We start from the raw sequence: 13,452 nt of genomic DNA on the forward strand, positions 1-13,452 counted from the left end.
TTTTTTGCCGTACTTCGTTCGGTTGTGCAGCCACCGATATTAACCAGGTCTACCTCGCTAACACCACTGGTTTTCGCATTTATCGTGAAACACTTTCGCGTTTTCGTGCGCCGCTTCAAAGGCAAATTTTGCGACTTTTTGTTGATGGGCTGCAAAGGTGCAATAACTTTGCGACGTGGAAGGTAATACAGAAAGCGTTTTTGAAGATAAAAACTATCAGTTTATAAATGAGGGGATTTGGCAATAGATTGCGAAAGTGGTTGATCAAAAACGAACGAAACGGTAGCCATGATTACTTACGACTGTTGGAAATCAAAAGCTGTAATTAGTTTAAAATCTGGTGAGCAATATGAATGGAAATCAAGTGGAATATGGAAAAAACAGTGGACGGTAAGCAATTATAACAACGAACACATCATGTACAGTTCCAGCAACAATTATGGCGCAATCTCTTCAGATACCGACAATGAATTATTGATTTTAGCAGGTCTATTTATTAAACAGATTTTGCCCAGACAAACGGGCATTGCTACTTATTGTATGTATTATGCCAATTATCTCAACATCAACGCTTCATCACCATAATTAATAGTAAAATTAACCCTTTTGTGAGATGGAACAGGTATTAAACTGGAGAAAAGGTTTATTTGATAGTAACTATCAGGTAGTAAATAATGGTTTGCTGAGATTTTCTTTAAATTTTAGTTCATGGAAAAATTCTGCAATTGCCACTACTAGGAGGAATCTACCTGTTAAAGAGCGAAGGATTTTCTAAACCCGAAACTAAGATTGTAGATCATAAAAACACAGTTTTAGCCGTAATTACGTATGATTGGTTGAGTTTTAAAGCCAGAATCATATTTGCCACAGGCGAAACTTTCGATTGGAGCTACCAGAACAGTTGGTTAAGTCGCTGGTCGTTAAATAACCATAAAGATAAACAGATTTTATATAACGCATCTGCGGGTAATGGATTGATACATACGAATGTAGATGATGATATGGTTATATTGTGCGGCCTTTTTATAAGAGAATACTATTCACGGCTCCTCTTCGGATTTATCATTGTTGTATTTATCATGCTTAGTTTCAAAAGCGTTTTTTAAAGCTTATTAGAAACTTTTATGTACATAGCCTGGTCTTTGCGCCTCCAAGTTATTGAGTTAAGAGTTTCTCACCACAGATGGACACAGGTAAACACGGATCTTTAGGGCTGAGTATATTCTTTTGATCTGTGGGTAATTTTATTTGGCGGTGACTAGGGCTTACTCAATGTCATTGTTAGCGTGTAGCTAAGTTTAAGTGACAATGATTAGAAAAGTAATCTTAAATAATTCATAATATGATAGATGCTGAAACAAGTTCAGAAGGACGGTTACTCGGGAGAGTAGAGCTAGAATTGTTACAGGAATTACTAGTTGTTTTAAAGCCCGCTAACGCCACCACTCACTACCAGTTTCATAGCGTCGGCTGCTGTCATGTGTAAATCGGTAACCTTTTCTCTGCTTCCGATACCAAAGCTGGCCGGCAAAAGAATAAGATAATGGAAAATATACTGCTACCTCATTAGGCAGGTTCGTTTATGCAGATCGTTCTGTGTTAAAAATCCAATCTTTTTTAATCCACCTTCCACCTCTACCGGCGCAGGGTGATTAAACTTCTTTTCATCGCCCACAAAGGCTTCTGTTAAATCTTTGATGGATGAATAGATAAAGTTAAGCAAGGGCAGCCTTTGCATAATCCGCTGGAACCAGTTATACATTGGTTCGGTTACCAAATTGGTTACAAAAATTCCTGCAAGTAAAATGAGGGTTAATACGGTTAATAAACCCAAACCTGGGATATTCCGGCTTTCGCCTGTGCGTGGATTTACACCTAAAATATTGTTTACGTTTAACCAGCTATCAACGGTTGTAACTGCCCAAACTACAATAAAAATACTCACGGCAATGGGCACAACAATTAATAAACCTTTAATCAAATAGTTTAAAATAGCTTTCCCGACTTTATTATTCATGGTGCAAAAATAACAATTTTTAATTCATTTGCGTGGCACGTTCAATAGTCATTCGCCATTGGTTCAATCGTAATTGATTCATCGGTGTAGGGTGCATAATCCATCAATTGATAAACTATTCATAAAAATAAACCCGCTTAACCCGCTGGGAGATATTTGTCAAAATTTCATAAGGGATTGTATTGATATCTTTTGCCAGTTGCATAATACTGTGTTCTTTATTAAAAACGATGGCCTCATCACCAGGTTTTACATCAATACCGGTTACATCCAACATGGTCATATCCATACAAACAGAACCTACTACAGGAACTAAATTACCGTTAATCAGCATTTTACCAACACCGTTACCAAAATAACGTGTATAACCATCAGCATATCCAATTTTTACAGTCGCTATTTTACCGCCGTTTGGCATTACACCTTTTCTGCTATAACCAACAGTTTCACCAGGTTGCAGGGTTTTTACTTGTGTAACGGTTGTTTTAAGTACCATTACGGTTTGCAAGCCCCGATTATTGGCCAAAGCAGAATCAAAACCGTATAAACCGATGCCTAAACGCACCATATCCAGCTGCCCTTCAGGCCAGCGCGAAATGCCGGAAGTATTAGAAATGTGGAGCAAAGGTTTGTAACCTAAAACATTGATCAGTTGATTGGCAACGGTTTTAAATTTAGTAATCTGTTGTTGGGTAAATCCATCGTGTTCTGCAGCATCACTTGCCGCCAGATGAGAAAATATACTCTGAACTTTTACCCGCTCCGAATCTTTCAACAACATGGAAAGCTGGTCTATTTCTGACTCATCAAAACCCAAACGGTGCATTCCGCTGTCTATTTTGATGTGTATAGGGTAATCAAAATCATAATCAGAGAGGGAATTTAAAAAACTGTTCAAAATTTCAAGACTGTAAATTTCGGGTTCGAGGTGATGTTTTATGATCGCTTCGAAAGCAGATTCTTCAGGGCTCATTACCATAATAGGCAAAGTAATTCCAGCTTTTCGTAAAGCAATACCTTCATCGGCATAAGCAACAGCCAGATAATCTACCTTATGAAACTGCAATAAATTGGCTATTTCAAAACTTCCGCTACCATAAGAGAAAGCCTTCACCATAGCCATTATTTTTACTCCCGGTTTAACCTTTGCACGATAAAAATGCAGATTGCCCACCATGGCATTCAGATCGATTTCTAAAACAGTATCATGTATTTTTTGGGTAAGCAATTTACTGATTCTACCGAATTCGAAGCGCCTAGCTCCTTTTACCAATATGGTTTCATGGTTAAACTGCAAACCCGGAAAAGCTTCAATAAAGGCATTGGTATCATCAAAAAACTGGGTTTCGAAGTTAAAAATGCCAGCAAAGCGCGAAATATGTGCGCCAATACCAATTAATCGGTTTACTTTCTTCTGCAAGAGCAATTCGGCTATTTCCGTATATAAATCGAAATCGTCCCTTCCTGTTTCAAATAATTCGGAAAGAATAACTGTTTTCTTAGGATGCTGGTTTTGCTGATTTAAGAAATCAAGTGCTATCGCCAGCGATGAAATATCAGCACTGTATGAATCATCGATAATGGAACATTGGTTAATTCCGTTTTTCAGTTCCAAACGCATGCTCACATGACTTAGCTTCTCCAGACGCAAATCGGCCTGCTCTGGTGTGTAACCTAAAGCGAGCAGCGTTGCCCAGCAAATCATGCCATTTTCTATCGAAGCTTTATCTTTAAAAGGCAGAATACATTCAATCTCACGATTTTGATAAATTGCCCGCAGATAACAATTTCCTTCAATGGGCTCTACAGCAACCACCTGTAAATCAGCGGCCTGCTTACTGCTCCAGCTAAACTGTTTTTTACCTGGCAATTCTTTAATGCTTATTTCGCTTACATATTCTGGCGAATAAATAAAAAGTTCGGATGAAGCAAAAAGTTTCAGTTTCTCAGTCAGTTTTTCTTTTTTGGAACTGAACCCTTCGGCATGTGCTTCGCCAATATTGGTTAAAATCCCTACTTCAGGTTTTATAATTTCAGCCAGACTTTGCATCTCATTTACAGCAGAAATTCCGGCCTCAAAAATACTAAGGGTATGATCTGCTTCAATCTGCCAGATGGAAAGCGGTACGCCAATTTGAGAATTATAACTTTTCGGACTTTTAACAATGTTAAAATCAGCGGCTAATAGCTGATACAACCATTCCTTAACAATCGTTTTACCATTACTGCCGGTAATGCCAATCGTTTTTAAATCGAACTGTTCGCGGTGATAAACGGCTAGTTTTTGCAGGGCAGACAAGGCATCGTAAACCAATAAAAAATTGCAATCGGGGTATTGGTTTACATATTTTGCTTCGGTAATTACGAAATTACGGATATCTTTTGCGTAAGCGTCTTTTATAAATTCGTGTCCGTCGCGGTGGGATGATAGTGCAAAAAAAACAGAATGCTCCGGCACCAAAACAGAACGGCTATCAATCACCAGGTATTGAATAATAACCTCTCCATCAACCACTTTGGTATCGGCTTTTAAAATTTCGGCTATTTTGGCAACGGTATATATTGGGTTTAGCATGCTATTATATTCAGAAAAATACGGTAATCGCTTTAATTTTTACGAATTTCAGTAATTAATTATGAAAAGCAGTAAACAAGAGACAGTAATATTAGATAAAAAACAAGCTTTGGCCAAAGCAGAAAGTTTTTGTGTTTACCAGGAGCGTTCGCAGAAAGAAGTACGTTATAAATTGGTAGAATGGGGCATGCGTGGCGATGAACTTGAAGAAATAATTAGCGAGCTGATTGTAAACAATTTTTTAAATGAGGAAAGGTTTGCAAAAAGTTATGCATCAGGTAAATTTAACATTAAACACTGGGGCCGGATTAAAATTAAACAAGGTTTAAAATTGAAAGGTGTACCGGATAAAATTTTGCAAAAGGCAATTTACAGCATCGATGACGATGATTACATACTTACCATAGAAAAATTGGCCCTTAAAAAAGCACAGAGTTTAAGTGAAAATGATCCGTTTAAAAGAAAAAATAAGCTGATGAACTATCTTCAGGCAAAAGGTTTTGAAACTGATTTAATTTTACTTGCACTGAAAGCCAGCAATTTAAATTAAATATTAATTTTTTAACAAGAAATCTCTTGACAGAAATATAAATCTGCCTATATTTGCATCACCAAAACGAAACAACAACATCAGTTTTGTAAATGCGAAAGTAGCTCAGTTGGTAGAGCACGACCTTGCCAAGGTCGGGGTCGCGAGTTCGAATCTCGTCTTTCGCTCCAAATAATGCCTTCCTACCAGAAGGCATTTATTTTAAAGTTAACCAAGCCGATGGAGATCGGTAGCGGCTAATGCTCGGGTGGTGGAACTGGTAGACACGCAGGACTTAAAATCCTGTGCTTTCAAAGGCGTGCGGGTTCGATTCCCGCCCCGAGTACACAAAAAAAATCGAACAAAAACCTTTCAGAAATGAAAGGTTTTTTTGTTTATAAGGATTTTTGAATCCATTAAATTTAAAATTACTCTTAGTTTTATTTTTTTCATCAGCCATAATTCCACGATCATTAAAGTTAGTGCAACAAAAAACATGATCAGCAATGCGCTTTGAACCGTAGTTTCTACAGAAAATTTGTTTCTATTTAAAAAACACAATTTTTATCCCGCTGATTATGAGACTTTAACAATCACTATTGAAAATTTTATTTTATTTTTTTGATTTGGAAAGTTTAATTTCTATATTTGCAACCCCAAAGGAATACAACACAATGTATTAATTTGCGAAAGTAGCTCAGTTGGTAGAGCACGACCTTGCCAAGGTCGGGGTCGCGAGTTCGAATCTCGTCTTTCGCTCTAAATGCCTTCCTACCAGAAGGCATTTATTTTAAAGTTAACCTACCGAAGGATTTCGGAACAGGCTAATGCTCGGGTGGTGGAACTGGTAGACACGCAGGACTTAAAATCCTGTGCTTTCAAAGGCGTGCGGGTTCGATTCCCGCCCCGAGTACACAAAAAATCGAACAAAAACCTTTCAGAAATGAAAGGTTTTTTTGTTTCGTAACTATTGCCAATGTGCAACGTGGCAAATATTTGGAAAACCAATCCAAAATTGATTAACTTTCGATATGCAGCACCAAGAGTTCGAACCTTATGAAGCACTTCAGGATACCATAAAATGTTTCTGGCACAACAAAAGAGAATTCGGGCCAATTGAATCAGGTTTTGAGGTAATTCCCGATGGTTATGCAGAAATTATCTTTCATTTTGGAAATGGATGCAGTGCTTTTTATAATGGTAAACTACAACCTTTGCCATCACCATTTATGATTGGCCTGCTCAACCAACCTGTTCATTTTTATGCAAAAAATCAGTTGGAGATTTTGGCCATCAGGTGTTTCCCGTGGACGGTATTCGATCTGCTTGGGTTATCGGCCGACAAAGAAGAATTACACATTTTTGAACATCCGCTCGCACAGCTACAGCCTGTTTTAAGTGACCTTGTTAAGCAAGATAGAATAAAAGAGGCTATAGAACAGTTACAAACTTTTTTGCTGAATTTGAGATCGGGAATCGCTACCGACAGTTTGTTATTTAAAGCTGGTGCGGCCATGCAGTGGGCAAATGGTGCTATCCAGGTAAGCGAAGTGGCTATAGCTGCACACGCCACAGTGCGTACATTGGAAAGAAACTTTAAGCAATCTTCGGGCTACACTGTTAAAGATGTGGCAGGCTTAATGCGCTTTGAGCAAGTACGGAACCAGTTATGGCTTAATCCAAGTGCAAACATTGCCAGCCTGGCCCACGAGTTTGGCTATACAGACCAACCGCACCTCAGCAGGGAGTTTAAACGTTACAGCGGCACCACACCAGCAGCCTTTGCCCGAAAGGCAAAAAAGGGCAAAAAGCTGGTGAGCAATAATTTTGTCGCATTTATACAAGGCTAAACAGATATTAGTGGTGAATTTTGTGCTTCAATTATTTAATGATGAACACAACAATTAAAAACCATACCTTAACTGATACAAATCTAATTTACGATGTTATTATTTCAGGTGCCGGGCCGGTAGGCCTTTTTCTCGCCTGCGAACTGGCACTGGCCAAATGTTCGGTATTGATCTTAGAAAAAGCTGATGATCGATATTCTCCCCTGAAAAAACTTCCTTTTGGTTTGAGAGGACTTAATGCAACCAGCATTCGAAGCACTTCACAGGCGCGGCCTGCTTGAAGATCTTCAGTTACATAAACAGATAAAAAATCCTCACTTAAAACAAGTATCCCAACGCCAGGGCGGGCATTTTGCAGGCATCGTGTTTTATGAGGATCATATCGATACTGCACAATGGAAATATCGATTGCCAGGCAAAACGCAAACCAGTTTAATAACTGAAATGGAAGAGCTTGAAACAATACTGCAACGCCGCGCAACAACACTTGGGGTAACCATTGAATACGGAAAAGCACTAAAATCTTTCCAACAAAACGATGAGAGTATAACAGTTCAATCAGAGCATCAAATTTTTCAAAGTAAATGGTTAGTAGGCTGCGATGGTAGCAGAAGCATAGTACGTAAAACCGCTGGTTTTGAATTTGCAGGTACAGAACCAGAATTTACAGGTTATTCTACAAAAATTGATCTTTTAGATCCCGAAAAGCTCAGTCCTGGGCGAAATGTTACCCCTACTGGCATGTATCTGCAATCGCAGCCAGGCTATGTAATTATACAAGATTTTGATGGCGGTGCATTTCACCATTCAAAAAAGCCAATTACCCTCGAACATGTTCAGCAGGTTTTACGAAAAGTATCAAATACAGATGTTACGGTAACTGCATTGCACATTGCCACCACCTGGACCGATCGGGCGAGGCAAGCCACCACTTACCGTAAAGGACGGATACTTTTAGCCGGAGATGCCGCACATATCCACGCGCCATTGGGCGGCCAGGGGCTTAACCTAGGTTTAGGAGATGCCATGAACCTCGGTTGGAAACTTGCAGCAACGATTAAAGGTAAGGCACCACAAACTTTGTTGGATACTTATTTTACAGAAAGACATCCCATTGGAGAGCAGGTACTGGATTGGTCGCGTGCCCAGGTAGCCATTATGCAACCAAACCCACATGCAAAGGCATTGTATGCAATTTTCCGTGATCTGATGAACACAAAAGATGGTGCTACCTATTTTGCAGGGAGGATTTGGGGCGTTAATACCCATTACAAATCAGATTCCCAACATCCATTGGTTGGCCGCAGCGTACCGGATTTTGTATTGGAAAACGGCACAACAATCGGACAGTTAATGCATAATGGCAAAGCAATATTACTTGATTTTAATACTGATACTAACCTTGAACAGTTTGTGGCCGATTGCAGCAATCAAATTGAATACATTTCAAATCATGCGAAAGATCAACTTGGCTTTGGCGCAATCCTGATCCGCCCTGATGGAATTGTGGCCTGGGTTTCTGAAACCGAGGTAGATTACAGCGAACTTTACAAAGCTATTGCTCGCTGGTTTGCAATTAAACCAAAAATTGAACACTAAAATTAATTCATCTTCTGTACTCATGCATCAGTTTGATAAATTAGTGCATAAACCCATCCTGAAACCATATAATGATATAAGATTTACCTAAAATTATATAAACTTCCACCCTCATTTAGCGATAGGTTTGCTGTACAATGAACAGCATATAGATGAGAAATATAATTTTTAGTATTTTAATGGGTTTTTCAATGGCAGTTTCTGCCCAGGATATGAAAAACATGAAGATGCCCGATCAGGAAAATCCCAATCCTACAACATACACTTGCCCAATGCATCCTGAAGTACTATCGGCCAAACCCGGGAACTGCCCAAAATGCGGAATGAAACTGGTTGAAAAAAAAATAAGTGCAGCAAAAAGCAAAACCCAAAACATAAATATGCCCAGTATGCAACATGACGCAAAGCATGATGCGATGGAAAATAAAGAAACGGGTAATATGGAGATTGGCAAACCTTCCGCTTTGTTTGATAATATTAAAAATGCAAAGGCGAACCTTGGTCCGATTAAAACCCTGCCGGCTCACTATCCTCCCCGTACAGTACGCTACGATTTATATGTTGCAGATACAACGGTTACCTATGCAGGCAAACCAAAACATGCCATCGCAGTTAATGGAAGCATCCCTATGCCTACCCTAACCTTTACCGAGGGCGATACCGCAGAAATTTATGTACACAATAAGCTAAAAGAAGAAACCTCTTTACATTGGCATGGGCTTTTTTTGCCTAACCGTTATGATGGTGTACCCAATATGACACAGATGCCTATTAAACTAGGTGCAACGCATCTATATAAGTTTCCGATTGTGCAGAACGGCACACATTGGTACCATAGCCATACCAAGCTTCAGGAGCAGATTGGCATGTATGGCGCATTTATCATCAAAAAAAGAAGAGAGTGGGATATTCCTTCCATCCCCTTGGTATTGAGCGAATGGACCAATATGAACCCCATGGAAGTACAAAGGAGTTTACATGCAGCTACAGATTGGTTTTCCATTAAAAAAGGAACCACCCAGAGTTATACGGAAGCCATTCGGACTGGCAATTTTAAAACCAAGGTGGCCAACGAGTGGAAACGAATGAATGCGATGGATGTAAGCGATGTTTATTACGATAAATTCTTAATAAACGGGAAAAATGAAGTTAGTAATCCTCAATTTAAGGCGGGTGATAAAGTACGGTTGCGCATTGCCAATGCAGGTGCATCCTCATATTTCTGGCTTAAATATGCTGGCGGAAAAATAACCGTGGTAGCAACCGATGGAAATGATGTTGAACCTGTAGAGGTAGACAGGTTGATTATTGCAGTATCAGAAACCTATGATGTGGTGGTAACCATTCCGGAAAATAAAAGTTACGAGTTTTTAGTTACCCCCGAAGACAGGACAAAATCGGCCTCCTTATGGCTGGGAGATGGTGAAAAAGTTTCAGCAGGAAAAATGCCAAAACTAAAATATTTCGCCGGAATGAAGATGATGAACGACATGATGGACATGAATGGAAACATGGTAGAAATGAAAGGAATGAAAATGCAGAATCAGGTTATGGACATGAACACCGTAATGTATCCGGAGATTACAGGGCCGGAAAATGGTACTGATACGCATGACCCAGACCAAATGGCGGGCATGAATATGAATACAGAACCTGCAAAGGTTGTTACTTTAAATTACAACATGCTGCGCGATCCTAAAAAAACGATTCTACCTAAAGGGCCGTTAAGAACTTTAAAATTCGATCTTACCGGAAACATGAACCGTTATGTGTGGACATTAGATAATAAAACTGTTTCAGAATCAGATAAGATTTTGATTAAAAGGGGAGAAAATTTAAGAATCATTCTTTACAACAATAGCATGATGCGCCACCCGATGCATTTGCATGGCCACGATTTTAGGGTAATAAACGGACAGGGCGAATATGCACCAATGAAAAATGTACTCGATATTATGCCTATGGAAAGGGATACCATTGAATTTGCAGCATCGGAAGCGGGCGGAGACTGGTTTTTTCATTGCCATATATTATACCACATGATGAGTGGCATGGGCAGGGTATTCAGTTATGAAAACTCTGCACCAAACCCTGATCTGCCAAATCCAAAACTTGCCCAACGCAAATTATTTTGGGACGATAGGATGCCGCACTTAATGGGCCGGATCGGTATAGAAAGTAGTGGTAGCGATGGTCAGTTGATGTTGGCACAAACCCGCTGGTCGCTCAATACCATGTGGCATTTAGGCACCAATGCCATGATGGGGTATGAAAGTGAAACCACGCTTGGCCGATACATTGGACGAAACCAATGGCTGTTTCCTTATGTAGGCTTCGATTACCATTACAAAAAATTTAATCCTGATGAGAAAAATATCTTTGGAAGTGACGAACGCAATATGTTCGGCCAGCTTAGCAACAAAGAAAACAGAAAAACAATTGTTGCCGGTATTGCCTATACCCTACCCATGCTATTGATTGCCGATGCCAGGATTGATGGAAATGGAAAACTGAGGTTTCAATTGGGGAGAGAAGATATACCGGTATCTAAACGGTTACGTGCTAATTTTATGGTTAATACCGATAAAGAGTATGCCGCTGGCCTTCGCTACATACTTACCAAATACATTGCAATTTCTACCCATTACGACAGTGATATGGGGATTGGAGGGGGCTTTACTTTTAATTATTAGTGTTCTCCGCATTTATGTGTTAGCGAGAAATTCTATTTAATAATCGTTTTCAACTACAGAAAAACATGAAATCACAAAGCACCAGTTGTACGATAGACCTTGTTAAGGTATGAAGCATTTTTAAAGCAATAGCTAATAGTGATCGTTGTAAATTGTTTCGCAGGCTGAAAAAGCCTTCGCGCAATGACGATTCAGTTGTGCCTGTAGCCATACCATGATACTTTTAAAATTTACCTAATGGTCGGTTCCTCACCGACCATTAATTCAAATGCAAAACGCCTTAACTAAAATAACAGCCTCAAACGCTTGCTCAGCAAAACAGACTGTTAGCTTAAAATAATCTGATAATTCACATTTACTCTTTTCGGATAGTTACTTTGTTCGTTGTTTAAGGAAACAAATGCAGCATTACCATGAACTTCATTTTTTAATGCGTGCTCATAATGTGCCTGGATAGTTTCTTGATAATCGTGCTGAAGGCCTTTTGTAGTTTCGGCTAAAAGATTTCTGTCATTCAAGTTTTCTGGCAATAAAGTAATATCGCAGTTTCCTTCACTGATTTCTTTGACTAAGTATTTCATTTTTGGTTTTAAATCTTCGTTTCCTGTTTTATAAATAAGATTTCGAGAACGGTCAAAAATATGGTAAGTCTTTATTTTGTATGTAATCTAAAAGTTAATTTTTTACCTAAAATGATGTATCAGTTTTAATGCAGCATGTATGCTTATCACCACATTAAACTTCTTTATTGCTAAAAAAACTGCTTATTGTTTGGCATTAAAATAATTATTCATAAAAACACTCTGAAACTTGATGGCATTTGCCCAGTAATCCCAGTTATGTACACCGGGCCGGATTGTAAAATCGTGAGGGATATTGTTGTACGAAAGCTCATCGTGCAAACGCACATTCATTTTATAAAAAAAATCTTCAGTACCACATTCAATTGCAATGGCAAGCGAGCCAGGTTTTATTTTGTAAATCATATCAATCACACTATTCTGTTTCCAACGTTCAGGATATTCATCCTCAGGACCCAATCGTTTTGATATATTCCATCCATTTGGAAAAGGTTTAATATCCACACCACCGCTCATACTGCCAACGGCACCATATACATCAGGGTGTTTAATGGCCAGATAAAGCGCACCATGCCCACCCATACTCAAACCCGTAATTGCACGGCCTTTCTTTTCGGCAATGGTTTTGTAATGTTCATCAACATAAGTTACCAACTCTTTGGCTACATAGGTTTCATATTTCCATTCGGGATCAACCGGACTATCGAAATACCAGCTCGTTACATTTCCATCAGGGCAAACGATGATAAACTGATACTGATCAGCCAGATTTTTAATTCCAGGTACTTTTTTAACCCACTCTGCATAATTGCCACCAGCACCATGAAGCAGGTAAACCACCGGAAAAGATTTTCCGGTTTTATAACTATCAGGTTTAATAATTACAGCTTTGATATTCTTGTTCATCGATTTGCTATAGGTAGAAGCCGTATCAACTTCGGCAGCCTGAATAACATTTACAAAAAGGAAGAGACAGATGACTATTGAAAAATAATTTTTCATTGGGAATTTACCGTTAAAAAGACAAAAATTGATGATAAATTTATAAAATAACTTAACATTGTTTACCATTTCAATGGAATGAAATAAAAAAGATACCTGCAACCGAAATTGCATTCCCATAAGATCTACATAACTTTAAAACAATTTTGTTACATTACGGTTATTGAACGACGAAACAATATACAAATGCTTAAAACTTACCCATTTTACATCAAGGCTCCTGTTATTTTATTAGGGCTTGTAATTACTGTATTTATGATGAGTGTGCTGAGGGATATCCTTGTGCCACTGGCCTTTGCCGCGCTAATAGCCATTCTGCTAAATCCACTCACCAATCGTTTCGAACGAAAAATGCCCAAAATATTAAGCATCATATTATCAATGCTTATTGGAATTTTAGTAGTAGTGGCCATACTTTATTTTCTCTCCTCTCAAGTGGCTCACTTTTTTGATGACCTGGAAAGCATTAAACAAAAACTATCTCAATTGTTAGAAGAAATCAGGCATTGGCTGCAAACAACTTTAGGCATTTCGTCGCAAAAGCAAATGCAAATGGTTAACGATGCTGCAAATGGAAGCAAAGCATTAATTGGCCAAACCTGAGTG

At 38.8% G+C, this 13,452-nt stretch carries 13 protein-coding genes and 4 tRNA genes; 13 read left to right on the forward strand and 4 right to left on the reverse strand.

The annotated features are described in order from the left end of the window. The 3 genes from AC0IWE_RS10305 to AC0IWE_RS10315 all read left to right on the forward strand — a co-directional run. On the forward strand, positions 1–186 hold a 186-nt coding region (locus AC0IWE_RS10305; RefSeq protein WP_471793008.1), incomplete at its 5' end, for a hypothetical protein. Positions 187–288: 102 nt separating this feature from the next. Continuing rightward, positions 289–585, forward strand: coding sequence for a hypothetical protein (locus tag AC0IWE_RS10310; RefSeq protein WP_471793009.1), 297 nt, complete (start codon positions 289–291; stop codon positions 583–585). Positions 586–725: 140 nt separating this feature from the next. Then, positions 726–1,106: a hypothetical protein gene (locus AC0IWE_RS10315; protein WP_471793010.1), complete on the forward strand. Its 381-nt coding sequence runs from the start codon at positions 726–728 to the stop codon at positions 1,104–1,106. Between the two features lie 452 nt (positions 1,107–1,558). On the opposite strand, the gene AC0IWE_RS10320 is transcribed toward AC0IWE_RS10315, so the two are convergent. Together AC0IWE_RS10320 and AC0IWE_RS10325 are read right to left on the reverse strand one after the other, a co-directional pair. After that, positions 1,559–2,017, reverse strand: coding sequence for a DUF502 domain-containing protein (locus tag AC0IWE_RS10320; RefSeq protein WP_471793011.1), 459 nt, complete (start codon positions 2,015–2,017; stop codon positions 1,559–1,561). A 115-nt stretch (positions 2,018–2,132) separates the two neighbouring features. Further along, positions 2,133–4,592 (reverse strand): bifunctional UDP-N-acetylmuramoyl-tripeptide:D-alanyl-D-alanine ligase/alanine racemase, encoded by a 2,460-nt coding sequence (locus AC0IWE_RS10325; RefSeq protein ID WP_471793012.1) that lies wholly within the window; start codon positions 4,590–4,592, stop codon positions 2,133–2,135. 61 nt (positions 4,593–4,653) lie between these two features. Between AC0IWE_RS10325 and AC0IWE_RS10330 the strand changes: the two genes are divergently transcribed. From AC0IWE_RS10330 to AC0IWE_RS10370, 9 genes are all read left to right on the forward strand, one after another. Then, a complete protein-coding gene (locus AC0IWE_RS10330; protein WP_055910922.1) occupies positions 4,654–5,142 on the forward strand; it encodes a regulatory protein RecX in 489 nt (162 codons plus the stop codon). 94 nt (positions 5,143–5,236) lie between these two features. Further along, a tRNA-Gly gene (locus tag AC0IWE_RS10335) sits at positions 5,237–5,312 on the forward strand. 71 nt (positions 5,313–5,383) lie between these two features. Next, positions 5,384–5,467, forward strand: a tRNA-Leu gene (locus AC0IWE_RS10340). A gap of 340 nt (positions 5,468–5,807) precedes the next feature. Then, positions 5,808–5,880: transfer RNA gene (locus AC0IWE_RS10345), tRNA-Gly, on the forward strand. A 70-nt stretch (positions 5,881–5,950) separates the two neighbouring features. Continuing rightward, a tRNA-Leu gene (locus tag AC0IWE_RS10350) sits at positions 5,951–6,034 on the forward strand. 118 nt (positions 6,035–6,152) lie between these two features. After that, a complete protein-coding gene (locus AC0IWE_RS10355) occupies positions 6,153–6,971 on the forward strand; it encodes a helix-turn-helix domain-containing protein (protein WP_471793013.1) in 819 nt (272 codons plus the stop codon). A gap of 38 nt (positions 6,972–7,009) precedes the next feature. Next, complete coding sequence (locus AC0IWE_RS10360; RefSeq protein ID WP_471793014.1) at positions 7,010–7,252, forward strand: FAD-dependent oxidoreductase; 243 nt, start codon at positions 7,010–7,012, stop codon at positions 7,250–7,252. Next, positions 7,209–8,570: an FAD-dependent monooxygenase gene (locus AC0IWE_RS10365; protein WP_471793015.1), complete on the forward strand. Its 1,362-nt coding sequence runs from the start codon at positions 7,209–7,211 to the stop codon at positions 8,568–8,570. Before AC0IWE_RS10360 ends, AC0IWE_RS10365 begins: the two co-directional genes overlap by 44 nt. A gap of 152 nt (positions 8,571–8,722) precedes the next feature. Further along, complete coding sequence (locus tag AC0IWE_RS10370) at positions 8,723–11,263, forward strand: multicopper oxidase domain-containing protein (protein WP_471793016.1); 2,541 nt, start codon at positions 8,723–8,725, stop codon at positions 11,261–11,263. A gap of 326 nt (positions 11,264–11,589) precedes the next feature. On the opposite strand, the gene AC0IWE_RS10375 is transcribed toward AC0IWE_RS10370, so the two are convergent. After that, the gene (locus AC0IWE_RS10375) at positions 11,590–11,844 is read right to left on the reverse strand and encodes a hypothetical protein (protein WP_055903959.1); all 255 of its coding nucleotides are present in this window, start codon (positions 11,842–11,844) and stop codon (positions 11,590–11,592) included. A 183-nt stretch (positions 11,845–12,027) separates the two neighbouring features. After that, complete coding sequence (locus tag AC0IWE_RS10380) at positions 12,028–12,846, reverse strand: alpha/beta hydrolase (RefSeq protein ID WP_471793017.1); 819 nt, start codon at positions 12,844–12,846, stop codon at positions 12,028–12,030. A 186-nt stretch (positions 12,847–13,032) separates the two neighbouring features. Between AC0IWE_RS10380 and AC0IWE_RS10385 the strand changes: the two genes are divergently transcribed. Then, positions 13,033–13,449, forward strand: coding sequence for an AI-2E family transporter (locus AC0IWE_RS10385; protein WP_471793018.1), 417 nt, complete (start codon positions 13,033–13,035; stop codon positions 13,447–13,449). Positions 13,450–13,452: the final 3 nt, after the last annotated feature.

It is taken from the genome of Pedobacter sp. AC402 (assembly GCF_979252805.1).